Consider the following 18601-nt stretch of genomic DNA (forward strand, 5'->3'; position numbering starts at 1 on the left):
AAGGGTCTTGTGGTCGCGCTGCGGCCGGAGTCACCATCCCTCCCGGGGGACGTTCCCAAGTGGCCGAAGTGTCAGCGCGGTAGCCCCAAATGCCCGGACAAAGAGGCGAAGACGCTGTGAGCGCGGACAGCCCTACACAAGCGCCGAAGGAAGAGGGAGGCCAGAAAGAACCGCTGCCTTCCCTTGAGGAGTTAGCTAGGCGCGCCGAAGAGTTGGCCGACGCGATCAGGCGACATCTGGAGAGGCCGTGACCGCCAGCGCGAAGGCGGAGAAGGCCGAGACCTATTGCGGATGCTGCGCTGGATGGCGCGACATCTGGTGCCCCGACTGTTACGGCTTTTTCGGGTGCGAGACATGCAAGAACACGTGCAAGGTGTCATGCCCGGTCTGTGCGGGCGGCGATAGAGAGCCAATCCGATGGTAGGGAGTCGTGGGATGGGTGCTGCTCAAAGCGCGCTGAAATTTGCATGGTTGGAGGTGACGGGCCTGTGTAACGAGTTCTGCGATCACTGCTACGCGGACTCGTCACCGAAGGGAACGCACGGCACCATGACCGTGCAGGACTGGACGCGGGTAATCGACCAGCTTTCGGGCATGGGCGCGCTTGACGTTCAGTTCATCGGCGGAGAGCCGACGCTGTACCCGCACCTTCCGGAGCTGATCCGGCACACGCACGGTTCCGGGCTGTCCGTGGAAGTGTTCTCGAACATGACCCACATCCGGCCGGAACTGTGGGAGACCTTCACGGACTGCGGGGTCAAACTCGCCACGTCGTACTACTCGGACACGGCCGAGGAACACGACAGCGTTACCAGGCTCCGGGGCTCGCACAAGAAGACCCGGGCGAACGTTGAGAAGGCGCTCAGCCTCAATATCCCGCTTCGTGGCGGGGTGGTGGCCGTGCAGGAAGGTCAGCGCGTCCAAGAGGCTGCACGGGACCTTTCTGCGCTGGGAGTCGGCACGGTCGGCGGTGACCGGACCCGGGCTTTCGGCCGTGGGAGTAAGGGCGCTGCCCCGACCATCGGTGATCTGTGCGGGCACTGCGCGCATGAGAAATGCGCCATCGGGCCGACTGGTGACGTGTGGCCGTGTGTGCTGGGCCGGTTCCTCAACATCGGCAACGTGATGGACGCGCCCCTTTCCGAAATCTGGGGCGGGGTGGCCATGGCGGAAGTGCTGGCCGACATCACGGCCGTGCACGGGGAAGGTGCCCAGTCCTGCACGCCCCCGCAATTCCTTCCCATGTGCGGGCCGTGTGGTCCGTGCGTTCCGTCCGTGGCGCACTGCGACCCGAAGGAAGCCGACACCATGGCCGGTCCGGCTACGATCGGTGCACCCGCTTGACCGCTGAGATCATCAGGAGTTCACCAATGGAAGATCACGGGGACGACTTCGGCCGGTGGGGCACGGACGGCAACGCCAACGCCATACAGCGGACCGAAGAGGACTGGGCCAGGATCGCAGGGTATATCCGGCACGCCGCGAACAAGGTCGGGCCGACGCTGCCCCTATGCCTCCCTGGTGAACCTGACGAGTGCGGCCGGAGCGCTCAACAGCACGTCTTGGCGTGGTCTGCTCACCTCAAGGCCGTGGCCCATCACCTGATCGAACAGTCAGCGCCCAGTGAGGCACGGGCGGCACACGTGGCCGGTCCGCTCTACCAGCGGCGTCTAGGTGAGCTTCGCGCCCAGAGCGCCCCCGTGCACGCTCAGCACTGAACAGCACGCCCCCCCAGCGGCCCCGGCCGTGCGTCGTACCCCCGTGGCGCATGGGCGGGGTCTCTCGCTGTCTGGCCAGGGGTTTCCTGGGCTGTCAGACAGAACCGGCACCGGTCAGCTAATCTGTGGCTCTCTAAGCCGCACACTCGCCCGCGCCCCTTGGGGTTGCCCTTCCTCCGCGGAGGAAGCCGCACCATCCCAGGGCCGCGGGGAACTGCGCCACCAGCCCACCACCGACAGGTGATCCCGGCGCCGGCGGACAGGGGCACCCCGGAGGGAACCCACCACGCAAGGACCCGAGCAGATCCAGGGGCGCGGGGAACTGCGCGACCAGCCCACCACCGGCGGGTGGTCCCGGGGCGGCCGGACAGGGGCACCCTGGAGGGTCCAGTTGCCGCCGGTCAGGCCACCGCGTGGATGGGGGTGTGCGCACCCGTGAGGGGCCGGCCGGTGGCACCGTAGCGGAGCGCGACGACCTCCGCGGCAATGGAGAGCGCCGTCTCCTCGGGAGTGCGCGCGCCGAGGTCGAGCCCGATCGGGGACCGCAGCCGGTCGAGCGCGGCCTCGGGCAGCCCGGCCTCGCGGAGGCGGTCGAGCCGTTGGAGGTGGGTGCGGCGCGATCCCATCGCGCCGACGTAGGCCACCGGAAGGCGCAACGCCCGCTCCAGCAAGGGCACATCGAACTTCGCGTCATGCGTGAGCACGCACAGCACGGCGCGCGCGTCGACCCGCCCGGCCGCCACCTCCGCGTCGAGATAGCGATGCGGCCACTCCACCACGACCCGGTCAGCCTCGGGGAAGCGCCCGGCCGTGGCGAACACCGGCCGCGCGTCGCAGACGGTCACGTCGTACCCGAGGAACTTCCCCGCCCGGACCAGCGCGGCCGCGAAGTCGATCGCACCGAACACGAGCATCCGCGGCGGCGGCACGCTCGACTCGACCAGCAGCGTCAGCGGCTGCCCGCACCGGCTGCCGTCGGCGCCGATCTGCACCGTGCCGGTGCGCCCGGCCGCGAGCATCGCGTGCGCCTGCCCGGCGGCCGTACGATCCCGCGGGCCGTCGCCGAGCGAGCCGTCGTACGACCCGTCGGTGCGCACCAGCAGCGCGCGGCCGAGGAGTTCCGCGGGGCCGGCGGCGATCCGGGCGACCGCCGCCGCCTCACCGGAGGCGGCGGCGGCCAGCGCGCGGACGATCTCGGGCCGCACCCCGGGATCGATCCGCTGGACGAGGATGTCGATCACGCCGCCGCAGGTCAGACCGACCGCGAAGGCGTCCTCGTCGGAGTAGCCGAAGCGCTGCACCACGGTCGGGGGGCCGTCGCCGGACAGCGCCTCGCGGCACAGTTCGTAGACGGCGCCCTCGACGCACCCGCCGGACACGCTGCCGACCGCGGTGCCGTCGCCGTCCACGGCGAGTGCGGCGCCGGGCTGCCGCGGGGCGCTGCCGCCGGTGGCGAGCACGGTCGCGACGGCGAACGGCCGGCCGCGCCCGCACCAGCGGTGCAGCTCGGTTGCGATGTCCAGCATGGCGGTTCAACTCCTTGGGCGGGATGCGGCTACTTGACGCCGAGCCAGCTCTCGATGGGGTGCAGGGCGAAGTAGACGGTGAAGACGGCGGTGAGGACCCACATGAAGACCCCGGGCTCGCGCCACTTACCCTGCGCGGCCTTGATCGCGGTGTAGGAGACGACGCCCGCGCCGACGCCGGCGGTGATGGAGTACGTGAACGGCATCAGCGCCACGGTCATGAAGACCGGGACGGCCACGGACCGGTCGGACCAGTCGACGTGCCGGGCGTTGCCCATCATCATCGCGCCGATCACCACCAGCGCGGCGGCGGCGACCTGGCCGGGCACGATCTGGGCGAGCGGGGTGAAGAACAGACCGAGCGCGAAGAGCACGCCGGTGATCACCGAGGACAGACCGGTGCGCGAGCCCTCGCCGACGCCGGTCGCGGACTCGATGAAGACGGTCTGCCCGGAGGCGCCCGCGACACCGCCGATCGCACCGCCGGCGCCGTCGATGAACAGCGCCTTGGACAGGCCCGGCATCCGGCCGCGCTCGTCGGCGAGCCCGGCCTCGGTGCCGACGCCGATGATGGTGGCCATCGCGTCGAAGAACCCGGCGAGCACCAGCGTGAAGACGATCACGCCGACCGTCATGCCGCCGATGGAGCCCCAGCCGCCGAACTCCACGTGCCCGAAGAGCGAGAAGTCCGGCATGGACACCGCGCTGCCCTGGAGCTTGGGCGCGGTGCCGCCCCAGTCGGCCGCGGTGAGGTGGCCGGCCGCGTTGACGACGACGGCGAGCACCGTGCCGGTCACGATGCCGATCAGGATCGCGCCGGGGATGTTGCGGGCCTGGAGCATGAAGATCAGTAGCAGCGTCACGCAGAACAGCAGCACCGGCCAGCCCGACAGCTTCCCGTCGGGGCCGCCCAGCGCCACCGGGGAGGTGCCGTGCGGGTCGCCCTTGCCGACGAACCCGGCGTTGACCAGGCCGATCAGCGCGATGAACATGCCGATGCCGATGGTGATGCCGTGCTTGAGCGGCAGCGGTATCGCGTTCATCACGATCTCGCGCAGCCCGGTGACCACCAGCAGCACGATCACCGCGCCGTAGATCACGCACATGCCCATCGCCTGCGGCCAGGTCATGTGCGGCGCGACCTGGGTGGAGATCACGCCGGCGACGCTCAGGCCGGCGGCCAGCGCCAGCGGGACCTTGCCGAAGAAGCCCATCAGCAGCGTGGAGACCGCCGCGGCCAGCGCGGTGGCGGTGATCAGGGCCGCGTGCGCGAGCTTGACGCCATGCGCGTCCGGGCCGGACAGCAGCAGCGGGTTGAGCAGGAGGATGTAGCACATCGCCATGAAGGTGGTGATGCCGCCGCGCACTTCGCGGGGGATCGACGACCCTCGGTCGGAGATGTGGAAGTACCGGTCGAGCCACGATCTGCCGGCGGGCACGCGTGAGCCGGGGCCCGCGTCCTCCGCCGCCGTCTGCGGCTCTACGGGTGTCTGGGTCATGTGTAGCCAACTCCCAAGGTTCACAGGGGCACCCGCCCGCGGCTCGCGGAACGGGATTTGGGATAGCGCCCCTTCAGGCGCGGCCTGCACGACCCGGGGGACGGCCCGAGGCGAACAAGAGAGGGGTCCGGGGCTCGGCCCGTGGTGCGGCCGGCCCCGGGCCCTACGATCCGGTGAGGTGTTCCGGCCGGACCGGGGTTCGGTTCAGCTCCAGGCCGGTCGCCTGCCGGATGGCGGCGAGCACGGCGGGAGTCGAGGACAGGGTGGGCGCCTCGCCGATGCCGCGCAGCCCGTACGGCGCGTGGTCGTCGGCGAGTTCGAGCACGTCGACGGGGATCGTCGGGGTGTCGAGGATGGTCGGGATCAGGTAGTCGGTGAAGGACGGGTTGCGGACCTTCGCGGTCTTCGGGTCGACCACGATCTCCTCCATGACGGCGACGCCCAGGCCCTGCGTGGTGCCGCCCTGGATCTGGCCGACCACCGACAGCGGGTTGAGCGCCTTGCCGACGTCCTGCGCGCAGGCGAGTTCGACCACCTTGACCAGGCCGAGTTCGGTGTCGACCTCGACCACGGCGCGGTGCGCGGCGAAGCTGTACTGGACGTGGCCGTTGCCCTGTCCGGTGCGCAGGTCGAACGCCTGGGTCGGGCGGTGCCTGAACTCCAGTTCCAGGTCGACGGATTCGCCCTCCAGGACGTCGGCGATGTCGGCCAGCGCCTCGCCGCCGTCGGTGACGACCCTGCCGTCCTCCAGCAGCAGTTCGGCGGTGGCCCACGCCGGGTGGTAGGTGCCGAACCTGCGCCGGCCGATCTCCAGCACCCGTTCGCGTACCGCCTCGCAGGTGTTCTTCACCGCGCCGCCGGTCATGTAGGTCTGCCGGGAGGCGGAGGTGGAGCCGGCCGAGCCGACCCGGGTGTCGGCGGGCTGGATGGTGACCTGGGTGACACCGAGTTCGGAGCGGGCGATCTGCGCGTGTACGGTGACGCCGCCCTGCCCGACCTCGGCCATCGCGGTGTGCACGGTCGCCACCGGTTCGCCGTTGATGACCTCGATCCGCACCCGCGCGGTGGAGTAGTCGTCGAAGCCCTCGGAGAAGCCGACGTTCTTGATGCCGACCGCGTAGCCGATCCCGCGGACGACGCCTTCGCCGTGCGTGGTGTTGGACAGGCCGCCGGGCAGCGCGCGGACGTCGGCGCCCTCGGTGGTACGCCACTGCTGCTCGGGCGGCAGCGGCATCGCCTTGACCCGGCGCAGCAGTTCGGCGACCGGCGCGGGCGAGTCGACCGGTTGCCCGGTCGGCATGATCGTGCCCTGCTCCATGGCGTTGCGCTGCCGGAACTCGACCGGGTCGAGGCCGAGTTCGGCGGCGACCTTGTCCATCTGGGCCTCGTAGGCGAAGCAGGCCTGGACCGCGCCGAAGCCGCGCATGGCGCCGCAGGGCGGGTTGTTGGTGTAGAGCGCGAGCGCTTCGATGTCCACGTCCTCGACGACGTACGGTCCGATCGACAGCGAGGCGGCGTTGCCGACGACGGCCGGCGAGGCGGAGGCGTAGGCGCCGCCGTCCAGCACGATCCGGCAGCGGACGTGGGTGAGCTTGCCGTCGCGGGTGGCGCCGTGCTCGTAGTGGAGCCGGGCGGGGTGGCGGTGGACGTGGCCGAAGAACGACTCGAAGCGGTTGTAGACGATCTTCACCGGCTTGCCGGTACGCAGCGCCAGCAGGCAGCCGTGGATCTGCATCGACAGGTCCTCACGGCCGCCGAAGGCGCCGCCGACGCCGGAGAGCGTCATCCGGACCTTGCTCTCGGGCAGGCCGAGCACCGGGGCGATCTGCCGCAGGTCGGAGTGGAGCCACTGGGTGGCGACGTACAGGTCGACGCCGCCGTCCTCGGCCGGCACCGCCAGGCCCGACTCGGGGCCGAGGAACGCCTGGTCCTGCATGCCGAAGACGTAGTCGCCGCGCACCACCACGTCGGCGCGGGCGGCCGCGGCGTCGGCGTCGCCGCGCACGATCGGCTGGCGGTGCACCACGTTGGGGTGCGGGACGTGCCCGCTGTGGTGGTCGTCGCGGCCCTCGTGCACCAGGATCGCGTCGGGCGCGGTCGCGGACGCCTCGTCGGTGATGACGGGCAGTTCCTCGTACTCGATCCGGATCTTCGCGGCGGCCCGGCGGGCGGTCTCGGGGTGGTCGGCGGCGACCAGGGCGACGGGTTCGCCGTGGTGGCGGACCTTGCCGTGCGCGAGCACCGGGGTGTCCTGGATCTCCAGGCCGTAGTTCTTGACCTCGGTGGGCAGGTCGTCGTAGGTGAGCACCGCGTAGACGCCGGAGGTGGCCAGCGCCTCGCCGGTGTCGATGGACAGGATCGTGGCGTGGGCGACGGTGCTGCGCAGCGTGTAGCCCCACAGCATGTCCTCGTGCCACAGGTCGGAGGAGTACGCGAACTCGCCGGTGACCTTGAGGATGCCGTCGGGGCGCAGCGTGGACTCGCCGATGCCGCCCTTGGTGCCGGCGGCGCCGGTGCCCTGGGTGAGGCTGGTCGGAGCGCGCCCGGGCACGGCGGCGGCGCGAGGCGGCCGGGCGGTGCCGGTCCCCCGGTCGGCGCGCGGGAGGTTCGCCGTACGGTACTGGTCGGCCACGGTCACACCTCCTGTTCGGTACGGGCGGCCGCCAGGCGGACCGCGTCGAGGATCTTCTCGTAGCCGGTGCAGCGGCACAGGTTGCCCGACAGCGCCTCGCGGATGTCGCCGTCGGACGGCTCCGGGTTGCGCTCCAGCAACTCGTCGGCGGCGACCAGCAGTCCGGGCGTGCAGAAGCCGCACTGCACGGCGCCCGCGTCGACGAACGCCTGCTGGACGGTGGACAGTTCGCCGTCCGGGCCGGACAGGCCCTCCACCGTGGTCACTTCGCGGTCCTGCGCCTGCCCGGCGGCGACCAGGCAGGAGCAGACCGGCACGCCGTCGAGGCGGACCGTGCACGAGCCGCACTCGCCCTGCTCGCAGGCGTTCTTGGAGCCCGGCAGCCCCATCCGCTCGCGCAGGACGTACAGCAGGCTCTCGCCCTCCCACACGTCGTCCGCCTCCTGCGGGCGGCCGTTGACGGTCATCGTCACGCGCATGACGCACTCCTCTGGTCGCCGCGGTACTCCTGCCAGGTCCACCCCAGGGTGCGGCGGGCCATCACGCCCAGCGCGTGCCTGCGGTACGACGCGGTGCCGCGCACGTCGTCGATCGGGTTGGCGGCCCCGGCCACCAGGTCGGCGAACTGCCGTGCCACCGAAGGCGGTACGGGTCCGCGGCTGTCCCACAGCCCGGCCTCGTCCAGCGCGGCGGCCAGGAACTCCTCGGCGGTCCTCGCCCGGATCGGGGTCGGCGCGGCCGAGCCGATGCCGGTGCGTACGGTGCGGGTGTCGGGGTGCAGCGCGATCCCGAAGGCGCACACCGCGATCACCATGGCGTTGCGGGTGCCGACCTTGGAGAACTGCTGCGGGCCGCTCGCCCGGCGCAGGTGCACGGCCCTGATCAGCTCGTCGGGCGCCAGCGCGTTGCGCTTCACCCCGAGGTAGAAGTCGTCGATCGGGATCATCCGGGTGCCGCGGACCGACTCGGCCTCGACCTGGCCCCCGCCGGCCAGCAGCGCCGGGTGGGCGTCGCCGGCCGGGGAGGCGGTGCCGAGGTTGCCGCCGACGCCACCGCGGTTGCGGATCTGCGGGGAGGCCACGGTGTGGGAGGCGAGCGCCAGCCCCGGCAGTTCGGTGCGCAGGTGCTCCATGATCTTCGTGTAGGGGACGGACGCGCCCAGGCGCACGGTGTCCGCGCCGGTCTCCCACTCCTGGAGTTCGGTGATGCGGTTCAGGTCCAGCAGGTACTCGGGCCTGCGGTGGTCGAAGTTGATCTCGACCATCACGTCCGTGCCACCGGCGATGGGCACGGCCGCTGGGTGCTCGGCCTTTGCGGCGAGCGCCTCCTGCCAGGTGGCGGGGCGCAGGAATTCCATGGGGATTCTCTTCTCGGCTGATCCGGATGCTCGTCCTGCTCCGGATGCTCGGCGGATGCTCGGCGGGGCGGTCCATGCGGGGCTGCTCGTGCGGGGCTGTTCATGTCCTGTACACGCGGCGTGCGGCCAGTACACGGCCGCGGGGCCGTTCGGGTGCAGTCACCGAACACATGAAGCACTTGGCTGGCCAACAGGTAGGTCTTGTACATTCCTCCGAAAGGGGCTGTCGCGAAACGTCGCCGCATCCCACCGGCAACACGCGTGCAGCACACTTCGCGAGTGGTGCCGGTGATCACCGGCACCCGACCCCCAGGACGGCGCGGCACCGGGCGGACGCGGCGACCGGACGGCGTGGCGCCGGCACGGACGGTGTGGCACCGGCACGAACGGCGGCGGACGACGGGCGACGGGCCCGCGGGGCCGGCGAGCAAGGACGAGGCGAGGACGATGCGGCTGAGCGCACTGCTGGACACCGACGCACTCGGTCTGCGGCTGCTCAGCGGCGAGGACGAGCTGGACCGGACCGTACGCGGGGTGATGACCACCGACCTGCGCGACCCGAGCCGCTATCTGACCGGTGGCGAGCTGGTGCTCACCGGGCTCGCGTGGCGGCACGGACCGGCCGACTCCGAGCCTTTCGTACGGCTGCTGTCCACCGCCGGGGTGGCCGCGCTGGCCGCGGGCAACGCCGGGATCGGCACGATCCCGCAGGACCTGGTCGACGCCTGCGCACGGCACCGGCTGCCGCTGTTCTCGGTCGACGAGCGGGTGGCCTTCGCCACGATCACCGAGTACGTGGTCCGGCAGGTGTCCGGCGAGCGGGCCGGGGACCTCGCGGCGGTGGTGGACCGGCACCGGCGGCTGATGTCGGCGGGGGCCGGCGGCGGTGGGCCCGAGGCGGTCCTCGACCTGCTCGGCAGCGACCTCGACCTGCGGGCGTGGGTGCTCTCCTCGACCGGCCGGGAGATCGCCGGCGCCGGGCAGCCGCTGCCCGCCCCGGTCCGCGCCGAACTGGCCGGCGCGCAGCAGGCCGCGAGCCGTACCGGACGGCCGGCGCCGTACCGGACCGCGGCGCAGAGCGGCCGGGTGTACTCGCTGTTCCCGGTAAGGACCGGCACGGACGCCGGCGCCGACGTGCGCGCCACCGTCCTGTCGGACTGGTTCCTCGCGGTCGAGGCGGACGCCGGGGAGTGGCCGGCCGAGCGGCTGGAGCTGCTGCGCGGGGTGACCCTGCTCATCGGGGTGGAACGGGAGCGGCGGGACGCCTCGCGGGCGGTGCGTCGGCGGCTGGCCACGGAAGTGTTCGAGCTGGTCAGGGGCGGTGCGGCACCGTCGGAGATCGGGGCGCGGCTGCGGGCGGCGGCGCCGGTGCTGCTGCCCGGGGTCGGGGCTCCGCCGCAGTGGCAGATCGTGGTGGCCCGGGTGGACTGGGCGGACGCGGGCGCCGAGGCGCCCCCCGGGCCGGTCGCGCGGGCGCTGCTGGAGGAGTTGCTCGCGGACCCGGCGGAGCCGGGCGCGGAAGCGGCCGACCGGGTGGCGGTCGCGGTCGCGGAGGACCGGGCGATGGCGCTGGTCCCGCTGGAGCCGGCGGGCCCCGGCGCCCTCGGCTCCCCCGCCGGCGCTGACGGCTCGGCCGGTTCGCCGGGTTCCCCGGGTTCCGCCGGCGCCCCCAACTCCCCCAACTCCCCCGCCTCCGCCGGTGCCGCCGGTGCCGCGGGCTCACGCGGCTCGGCGAAGCGAGCCCCGGGCCATGCCCCCGCGGCTCCCGCGAGCGCCGCTTCCCCCGCCTCCGGCGACAGCGGCAACCCCCCGGACGGCGAGCCGGTCGCGCTGCGGGCCGACCTCCTGCTGGCCGCCGTCCGCGGTCCCCTCGCCCGGGGCCTGGCCGAGGACGGCAGGCTGACCATCGGCGTGAGCGCGGCCGTCGACTCCCCCGAGGGGCTGCGCGGCGCGCTGGAGGAGGCCCGGCATGCCCGCCGGGTGGCCGCGGCCCGCCCCGGCCGGGTCTGCGTCGCCGGCCACGACGAACTGGCCTCCCACGTCCTGCTGCTGCCCTTCGTCCCCGACGACGTGCGCCGCGCCTTCACCGCCCGGCTGCTCGACCCGCTGCGCGCGTACGACCGCAGGCACCGCGCCGAACTGATCCCGACGCTGGAGGCGTTCCTGGAGTGCGACGGGTCCTGGACCCGGTGCGCGAGCCGGCTGCACCTGCACGTCAACACGCTCCGGTACCGGATCGGGCGGATCGAACAGCTCACCGGACGGGACCTGGCCCGACTCGAGGACAAGCTCGACTTCTTCCTCGCGCTGCGGATGAGCTGACCCGGTCCGGGGCGAGCCGGCCCGTCACCGCGGACCGGCCGAACCGGTCCCAGCGGATGAGCCGGCCCCGTCGCCGCGGACCGGCCGAACCGGTGCCCGAGGGCCGTCCGCCCCGCCCCGCGCCGGACCCGGACCGCTCCCCGCCGAACGAGCCGCGCGGGCACTCGTTGTGACCGTGGTGTGCGCCCCGCGTGCGCCGTTCGTGCGCTCGTGAAAGTGATCCCGTTCACAAGAAGTGATCTCCGACCCCTTGGCGCGGGCCCCTTCCGCGTGCTGGACTTCCGCCACTGCGCATGCGCACGGCACACACATGCATACATGCACACACGCACTTGCTCGCACTGGCTCGAAGACGCGCTTGGGGGAGATGCTGTGGCGGACACCGCCTTGTCGGAATCGGTGGTCGGGGTACCGGACGTGTGGCGGCTGCGGGCACGCGGCTGCTGGGCGGAGGCCGCGGCACTGCTCGCGCCATTCGCCGCCGACGACGCCGGAGCCGCACTGAACAGGGCGGAACTCCTGGTGGAGGCGTGTTTCTACCAGGTCGACGGATGGGCCGAGGCGGAGGACGCGCTGCGTACCGCCGAGGCGCTGGCGAGCAGCGACGAGGAGCGCGGTGCGGCCGCCTCCGAGCGCGGCTGCCTCGCCTACGGCGCCACCGTCTTCTCGGTACGCGACCGCGCTGACGAGGCCCGCTCCGCGTTCGGCCGCAGCGCTGCCCTGCTCGGGCCCGGCTCCCCCGGCCGCCCGTTGCTGGACTTCCGGCGCGGCCTCGTCGCCGAGAACATCGCGGCGAACCCGGCCGCCGCCCGCGCCGCCTACCGCCGCGCCCACGCGGGCGCGGTCGCGCACGGCGCCACCCTCCTCACCTCGTCCACCTGGCGCCACCTCGCCGGCCTCGCCGCCACCGAGGGCGACCTCGCCGAGGCCCGGCACGGCTTCACCGAGTCCCTGCGGATTCGGGTCTCGCTCGGCCACCTGGTCGGCACCGCCCCGGCGTTGCTCTCGCTGGCCACGGTCTCCCCCGACCCCGACGAGTCGGCCCGCCTGCGCACCGAGGCCGCCCGGCTGCACACGCTCCTGGGCGGCGTCCCGGTCTGGCTGGCGCCCGACCTCGCGGGCTGACGGTACGGGGGCAATCCCCACCATCGGTCGGCGGGTTCGCCGGATTCCGGGGCCGCGGGGCGCCGCCGTAGCGTCGGGGCAGCGGGGAGGGTGCGGCACACGCCGGCGTCCGACCGCCTGTACTGGCCCCGGACCGAAGGACCGTCACCATGACACCGCGAGCATCCCTCCCGCCGAGTCCCGTCCCCCGCGCCCGCCCGGCCCTGGTGTGGGGCGGAGCGGTCGGCGTGGCACTGCTTCTGACGGGATGTCACCTCGCGGGTTCGTACGACCACACCGCCACGTCGGTGTACACGGTCGGCGGGCACGTCACCTCGCTGCGGCTCGACGGTTCGGGCGGCAAGATCCTGGTGGACGCGGGGGCGGCCACGACCCAGGTCAAGGTGACCGAGACCGTGCACTACGACGGCAAGCGGCCCACCACCGCGCACACAGTCGACCGGGGCGTGCTCGACCTGGACAGCAAGGCGTGCACGCACGGCGACAAGTGCCGGGTGGACTACCACCTCCAGATGCCCGCGGCGATGGCCGCCCGCCTGCTCAGCCACGGCGGCGCGACCACCGTGCACGGCGCCGCGGGGAAGCTGACCGTGGACAGCGCGGGCGGGCAGGTCACCGCGGACGGCACCGCCGCCGCCGACGTGACGGTCCGCTCGCACGGCGGCGGCGCGTCGCTCTCCTTCACCGACGCGCCCCGCGACGTGGACGTGGACTCCGCCGGCGGCGCCATCAAGGTGCGCCTGCCGTCCGAGGGCTACGCGGTGCACGCGGAGTCGGGCGGCGGCGGGAAGGAAGTCGGCGTCCGGGTCGATCCCCGCTCCGCGCGCACCGTGACGGTCGACAGCCACGGCGGCGGCATCCACGTCCTCCCGGCCGCCTGACCGCGCCTCCACCCCCGTCGGCCCCGCTCCCCCGTCTCCTCGCTCCCCCGTCGTCCCCGGGACCCGCCCAACCCAGGACAAGGAGGTCCTGGCTGCGCGCGGCGCCCTGCCGCACCCTGGACCCATGACCACCACACTGATCACCGGAGCCAACAAGGGGCTGGGCCGCGAGACCGCCCGCCGGCTCGTCGAAGCGGGCCACACCGTCTACGTCGGCAGCCGCGACCCCGAGCGCGGCCGGCGCGCCGCCGAGGAGTTGGGCGCGCGGGCCGTCGTCATCGACGTGACCGACGACGCGTCCGTCACCGCCGCCGCGAAGGCGATCGAGGCCGACGGCGGCCTCGACGTCCTGGTCAACAACGCCGGCATCGAGTCGCGGACGGCGGACAACGGCATCATCGGCGCCGCGGACCTCACCGTCGACACGATGCGGCCGCTGTTCGAGACGAACGTGTTCGGCGTGGTGCGCGTGACCCACGCGTTCCTGCCGCTGCTGCGGCGCTCGTCCGCGCCGGTCGTGGTCAACGTCAGCAGCGGCCTGGGCTCGCTGGCCCGGCTCACCGCCGAGGGCACCCCGACCCACGCGTACCCCGGCGTCGCCTACCCGGTGTCGAAGACCGCGGTCAACGCGCTCACCGTGCAGTACGCGAAGGCGTTCCCGGAGATCCGGATCAACGCGGTGGAGCCCGGCTACACCGCGACCGACCTGAACGGGCGCACCGGCGTCCAGACCGTCGAGCAGGGCGCGGAGATCATCGTCCGCATGGCCCAGGTCGGCCCCGACGGCCCGACCGGCGGGTACTTCGACGTCAACGGCCCGCTGCCCTGGTAGCCACGGCGACCCACGGCTGAGCGCGTACGGCCCCGGGGCAGGTACGGACCCGGGCGCGTACGGAACCGGGGCACGTACGGCCGGAAGGCCCGCGCTCAGCCCGCGACGGCCGGCTTGAGGACGTCCTCGCACCACTGGCGGAAGGTCGTCGGCGTGGTGGAGCGCGCCGTACGCGGCTCGGCGTCGTAGCACCCGGCGTCGACCTCCGCGAGCAGGTCCACGACGGACCGCGCCCACGCCCCGGGCATGCCCTGCCGCGTCAACTGGGCCTTGAACGCCTCGCCGGGGACCTGCTGGTAGCGGATCGGCCGTCCCAGCACCTCGGACATGACGCGCGCCATGTCGCGGTACGACAGGTCCTCGGCGCCGAGCACCGGCACGCCCTCCTGGCCGTCCCAGGAGCCGTCGAGCAGCAACTCGGCCGCGACGGCGGCGATGTCGCGGGTGGCGCAGGTCGGTATCCGCCGGTCCCCGGAGATCGGCAGGAAGAACACGCCTTGGTCCCGGATCGGCCCGAGCTGCTGGAGCAGGTTCTCCATGAACGCGGGCATCCGCAGCGACCGGTAGGCCACGCCGGTGCTCTCGATCAGCGCGTCCAGGGCCCGCGAACCGAGTCCAGGACCGGCGGGCGCGTGCGGGGTGGCCGACACAGCCGAGGCGGCGGGCGCGTGCGGGGCGGCCGACACAGCCGAGGCGGCGGGCGCGTGCGGGGCGGCGGGCGCGCCCAGGCCCGTCACCGCGACCACCCGCCGGACACCCCGCGCGCTGATCGCCTCGCAGGCCGGCCGGGTGAAGTCCACCGCGTAGCCCGCGACTTCGGCGCCCTCGGTGTACGGCGGCACCAGCCAGAAGACGCTGTCCGCGCCCGCGAACGCGGTGGCGAGCACCTCGGGGTCGGTCATCGAGCCCTGGACGACCTCGACCCGCCCGCGCACGTCGGGCGCGAGCCGGGAGGGGTCACGTGCGATCACCCGGACCGGCTCACCCTGCTCGCCCCGCTCGGTCCGCCGGGCGAGGACCTCGCCGAGAACCTGGCGGCCGATGTTGCCTGTGGGTGTGGTGACGACGATCATGTATCTCTCCCGACCGGTGACACGTGACGGAGAACGAGGAGCGAAGTAAACTCTACCGTACCGTTTACTTCGCGGCCGGAACAGCACCAAGAGAGGACGCCGCATGGCGAAGCGCGGTGACGAACTGCGGAAGCACATCCTGTGGACGGCGAAGGACGTCTTCCTGGAGATGGGCTTCGAGCGCGCGTCCATGGACGTCGTGGCCGCCCGCGCCCAGACCTCGAAGCGAAGCCTGTACGCGCACTTCGAGAGCAAGGACAACCTCTTCCTCGCCGTCGTCGACCTGGTGCGGGAGCTGTACCTCGGCAAGCTCAGGACGCCCGCCGACTACAGCGACGACACCACCGAGGCGGTTGTCCTGTTCTGCGGCCGCTTCCTCCAGATGCTGGTGTGGACGCCCACGGTGCGCACCTGCCGGCTGGGCATCTCCGAGGCCGGCCGGCTCCCCGAGGCGTCCGCCCGGTACTACGACGCGATCTTCGCCACCGCCCACGAGCGCCTGGCCTCCTACCTCACCGAGCGGCGGGGATTGACGCCCGCGGCCGGCGCCGCGATCACCCGCGACCTGCTCGGCCGTACCGTCCACCCGGCCTTCACCCGCGCCCTGTTCGGCGTCGAGCCGTCCCGCGACAGGGCTCCGGACGAGGCCGCGATCGGCACGGACGTGGACCTCGCGCCGATCCGCGCGGCGGTCGCCGCCTCCCTGCCGTAGCCGAGCGCCGCCAGGCGGCCCGGAGCGCCGGGCGGGGCGTTCGCCCGGCCCCACCCGGCGCCCCGGCGGCGTCAGCCCTGAGCCGTGGCCGGCCGCGGCCGGCGGCGTCAGCCCTGAGCCGTGGCCGGCCGCGGCCGGCGGACCTGCGCGGCCGTGGGCTGCTCGCCCTCCTTGTCCACCACCGCCCGCTCCAGCACGGCGTCGGCGGAGAGCATCGTGCCCTTGCGGCCCTCCCCGGTGTCCTTGAGCAGATAGGTGCGCGAGCCCAGGTAGGACAGGTCGTTCGCGTCGAACACCCACTCCGTGCGCTGGCCGTAGCGGGTGTCGTCGCGGCGGACGCCGACGCCGTGCCGGCCGGTGGCGTCCGTCGCGCCCGGGTCCGTGACGACGCCGGGGATGAGTGCCGCTGCCTTGTAGAGGGCCGCGGCGGTCCGCGGCGGCATCACGCTCTCGTCGATGAGCCCGCCGATCGTTGCGAACACCGCCTGGTCCTGCTCCTGCCCCGCATTCCCGGGCGTGTGGGCGTACAAGTACGCCACCAGGGCTTTCGGGTCGGTGGGCAGCGAGGCGAGCCAGCGATACGTCGAGCGGGAGAAGCCGGGCGGCGTGCCGTCGGTGTCGCCGAGCGACGCGTTGATCGGAAAGGTCTCGCCCTCCTCGCGGACCAGGCCCATCCGCTTGACCGGTCCCCGCGCCTGCGAGGACCAGATCTCCCTGGTGTGCAGCGCGCCGGGCACCGCCGTGCCGCTCGTCTCGTCCGCGCCCTCGGTCATGCTCTTCACGTACACGAACTGGTCGTCCCGGACCGGGGTCGCGTCTCCGGCGAGGGCGACGTCGGAGATCCGGTCGAGCAGGGTGGACGCCTGCTGGGCGGCGGGTGCCCCGGCGCGCGGGGCGACCGCGGTCCCGTGGCCGCCGCCGCGCGTCGCCAGGCCGGCGGTGAGCGCGCCGGCCACGGCGAGGGCGGTCAGCGAGGCCAGTACGGCGGGGCGCGGCCGGCGCGTACGGCGCGGGGCCGGTGCGGCCTCGGTCGTGCGGGCACGGTCGAGGTCGTGGTCGATCTGCTGCATCAGGAGTTCCTTGTGGTGCAGGTGGCGCTCGCGCGGGAGGTCCCATCGCGCCGGCGGCGGCAGCAGCCGCGCCAACTCGGTGGCGTCGGTCCGATCGCCGCTGGAACGCTCGGTTCCGGGGCGGGACGGGGTGTCGCTCATCGGGTCTCCTCCCGTACGGGCAGGGCCGCGAACACGGCCCTGCCTGTTCCCTCTCCGCGGGCGCGGCGCGGTTCCGTCCGCGCGGCCTCCTCCTCGCTCAGCCGGCCGAGCCGGGCCCGGGCGCGCGACAGCCGCGAGCGCACGGTGCCGACCTTGACGCCCAGCGCCTCGGCGGCCTGGCCGTAGTCCAAGCCCTCCCAGACGCACAGCACCAGCACCTCGCGCTCGTGCCTGCGCAGCCTGCCGAGCGCGGCGTGCACCGCGGCGAGCCGGCGGGCGTCGTCGAGGCGGCCCACGGTCTCCTGCGCGAAGTCCGCGACCGCCCGCGGCTCCGGCTGCCGGGCCAGGAAAGCCAGCCGGCGGCCCCTGCCGCGGTTGGCGTTGTGCGCCTTGTGCGTCGCGATGCCCAGCAGCCACGGCCGCAGCGACCCGCCGTCCGGCTCCACCCGCTGCCGGACCCGCCAGGCCGCCAGGAACGTCTCCGACATGACCTCCTCGGCCGCCGCCCAGTCCCCGGTCAGCCGCAGCGCGTGGTTGTAGACCGTCCGCGCGTACCGCTCGTACAACTCGGCGAACGCGTCGCGCTCCCCCGCCCGCACCCGGCGGCGCAGGCCGTCCTCATCTTCGGTGTCCCTCACACCCGTTACCTCTCCGCGGACCGCAAGCCGTTCCCGTGACCTGCGCCACTCCCCCACCACCCCGCGGTCAGCGCCGGTCGAGGGCGGCGGCGACCTCGTCCATGACGCGGTTCCAGTGCGCGCGCCGCCGTTCGCGCTCCTCGGCGCTCGCCAGGTGCTCCTGGTGGAAGCGCAGCGCCGTCCGGTCCCCGTCGGCGGTGGGGCGGAGGGCGACCTGGACGGTGGTGGTGCCGTGGGTGACGCGGATGCGGTCCAGCGGACGGTAGCCGCGCACCTCGCCCGTGACGCCGGCCGCCGTCCGGTAGGCGGCGCCGCGCTCCGGGGTGAGGGCCGCGCCGGGCCCGAGCCAGAGGGCGAGCCCTTCGGCGCCGCTGACGAAGTCCCAGACGACGGACGGGGGGTGGGGCAGCGTGCGGGACACGCCGATCTGCCAGCCGGCGTCCTTGGTGAGTCCTGTGGGCACGGGGTCATCCTTCCTCGGAGTGGCGCAGGCGCAGCGCCCTGACCTTGTGGCGGTTGCCGCAGTGCTCCATCGAGCACCAGCGGCGGCGGCCCGGGCGGGAGGTGTCGACGTAGACGAGATGGCAGTCCTCGGCGGCGCAGGTGCGTATGCGGTCGGCGAAGGGCCCGGTCAGCAGCGCCACCGCGTCCCTGGCGACGGTGGCCGCGAGGTGCGTGCCGCCCGGGTTTCCGGCCCAACACTGCGCGCCGGCCGGGGTGATGGCGGGCGCCAGAGGCGGAAGGGCCGCGGCGGCGTTGATGACCGCGAGGTCGCCGGGCGGGAGATCCTCCCCCTCCAGGTGGGCGAGGACCGCACGGAACAGCGCGTCGCGCAGTTCCCGTACGCCGGCCACCTCCGCCGCGGAGATCTCCAGCACGGGGGTCGGGGTCAGCCGTGAGCGCTCGGCCCAGGCGGCCAGGTCGGCGGGTTCGCGCAGCACCTCGTAGCGGCGGTAGGGGCCCGGGCCGCCGGTGGTCAGCAGCTCCAGGCACAGCGCGCCGGGGTCGAACCGGTAGGCGACACCTGTGTGGGAGCGCAGTGTCAGCCCCTTGGTTGCCGAGGATTCCATGTAAC

At 73.4% G+C, this 18601-nt stretch carries 16 protein-coding genes; 6 read left to right on the forward strand and 10 right to left on the reverse strand.

Annotated elements, in window-relative coordinates; all coding sequences use genetic code 11:
- The first annotated feature begins 435 nt into the window (after positions 1-435).
- Entirely contained in the window at positions 436-1344 is a 909-nt protein-coding gene (locus OG896_RS07775) for a radical SAM protein (RefSeq protein ID WP_329363649.1), read from the forward strand.
- A gap of 775 nt (positions 1345-2119) precedes the next feature.
- On the opposite strand, the gene OG896_RS07780 is transcribed toward OG896_RS07775, so the two are convergent.
- The 5 genes from OG896_RS07780 to OG896_RS07800 form a co-directional block, all read right to left on the reverse strand.
- Positions 2120-3244: an XdhC/CoxI family protein gene (locus OG896_RS07780; protein WP_329363650.1), complete on the reverse strand. Its 1125-nt coding sequence runs from the start codon at positions 3242-3244 to the stop codon at positions 2120-2122.
- Between the two features lie 29 nt (positions 3245-3273).
- Positions 3274-4743 (reverse strand): NCS2 family permease, encoded by a 1470-nt coding sequence (locus tag OG896_RS07785; protein WP_329363651.1) that lies wholly within the window; start codon positions 4741-4743, stop codon positions 3274-3276.
- 163 nt (positions 4744-4906) lie between these two features.
- Positions 4907-7294 (reverse strand): xanthine dehydrogenase family protein molybdopterin-binding subunit, encoded by a 2388-nt coding sequence (locus OG896_RS07790; RefSeq protein ID WP_329373799.1) that lies wholly within the window; start codon positions 7292-7294, stop codon positions 4907-4909.
- Between the two features lie 83 nt (positions 7295-7377).
- Positions 7378-7854: a (2Fe-2S)-binding protein gene (locus OG896_RS07795; RefSeq protein WP_328470827.1), complete on the reverse strand. Its 477-nt coding sequence runs from the start codon at positions 7852-7854 to the stop codon at positions 7378-7380.
- Entirely contained in the window at positions 7845-8732 is an 888-nt protein-coding gene (locus tag OG896_RS07800; protein ID WP_329363653.1) for an FAD binding domain-containing protein, read from the reverse strand. Before OG896_RS07800 ends, OG896_RS07795 begins: the two co-directional genes overlap by 10 nt.
- 447 nt (positions 8733-9179) lie before the next feature.
- Between OG896_RS07800 and OG896_RS07805 the strand changes: the two genes are divergently transcribed.
- The 4 genes from OG896_RS07805 (at position 9180) to OG896_RS07820 (ending at position 13892) form a co-directional block, all read left to right on the forward strand.
- On the forward strand, positions 9180-11054 hold the full coding sequence (locus OG896_RS07805) for a PucR family transcriptional regulator (RefSeq protein ID WP_329363656.1): 1875 nt from the start codon (positions 9180-9182) through the stop codon (positions 11052-11054).
- A 372-nt stretch (positions 11055-11426) separates the two neighbouring features.
- Positions 11427-12179, forward strand: coding sequence for a hypothetical protein (locus OG896_RS07810; protein ID WP_329363658.1), 753 nt, complete (start codon positions 11427-11429; stop codon positions 12177-12179).
- Positions 12180-12406: 227 nt separating this feature from the next.
- Positions 12407-13060 carry a hypothetical protein gene (locus OG896_RS07815; RefSeq protein ID WP_329363661.1) on the forward strand — a complete coding sequence of 218 codons (654 nt, stop codon included), beginning with the start codon at positions 12407-12409 and terminating at the stop codon, positions 13058-13060.
- 124 nt (positions 13061-13184) lie between these two features.
- Entirely contained in the window at positions 13185-13892 is a 708-nt protein-coding gene (locus OG896_RS07820; protein WP_328470817.1) for an SDR family oxidoreductase, read from the forward strand.
- A 95-nt stretch (positions 13893-13987) separates the two neighbouring features.
- On the opposite strand, the gene OG896_RS07825 is transcribed toward OG896_RS07820, so the two are convergent.
- Positions 13988-14965, reverse strand: coding sequence for an NmrA family NAD(P)-binding protein (locus OG896_RS07825; protein WP_329363663.1), 978 nt, complete (start codon positions 14963-14965; stop codon positions 13988-13990).
- 103 nt (positions 14966-15068) lie between these two features.
- Between OG896_RS07825 and OG896_RS07830 the strand changes: the two genes are divergently transcribed.
- Entirely contained in the window at positions 15069-15677 is a 609-nt protein-coding gene (locus OG896_RS07830) for a TetR/AcrR family transcriptional regulator (protein WP_329363665.1), read from the forward strand.
- Positions 15678-15784: 107 nt separating this feature from the next.
- On the opposite strand, the gene OG896_RS07835 is transcribed toward OG896_RS07830, so the two are convergent.
- The 4 genes from OG896_RS07835 to OG896_RS07850 form a co-directional block, all read right to left on the reverse strand.
- On the reverse strand, positions 15785-16888 hold the full coding sequence (locus OG896_RS07835; RefSeq protein ID WP_329363667.1) for a CU044_5270 family protein: 1104 nt from the start codon (positions 16886-16888) through the stop codon (positions 15785-15787).
- Positions 16885-17526 (reverse strand): RNA polymerase sigma factor, encoded by a 642-nt coding sequence (locus tag OG896_RS07840; protein ID WP_329363668.1) that lies wholly within the window; start codon positions 17524-17526, stop codon positions 16885-16887. Before OG896_RS07840 ends, OG896_RS07835 begins: the two co-directional genes overlap by 4 nt.
- A gap of 67 nt (positions 17527-17593) precedes the next feature.
- On the reverse strand, positions 17594-17989 hold the full coding sequence (locus tag OG896_RS07845) for an SRPBCC family protein (RefSeq protein ID WP_329363670.1): 396 nt from the start codon (positions 17987-17989) through the stop codon (positions 17594-17596).
- 4 nt (positions 17990-17993) lie between these two features.
- Positions 17994-18596 carry a CGNR zinc finger domain-containing protein gene (locus OG896_RS07850; protein WP_329363672.1) on the reverse strand — a complete coding sequence of 201 codons (603 nt, stop codon included), beginning with the start codon at positions 18594-18596 and terminating at the stop codon, positions 17994-17996.
- Positions 18597-18601 lie beyond the last annotated feature (5 nt).

The organism is Streptomyces sp. NBC_00669 (genome assembly GCF_036226785.1).
Classification (GTDB): domain Bacteria; phylum Actinomycetota; class Actinomycetes; order Streptomycetales; family Streptomycetaceae; genus Actinacidiphila.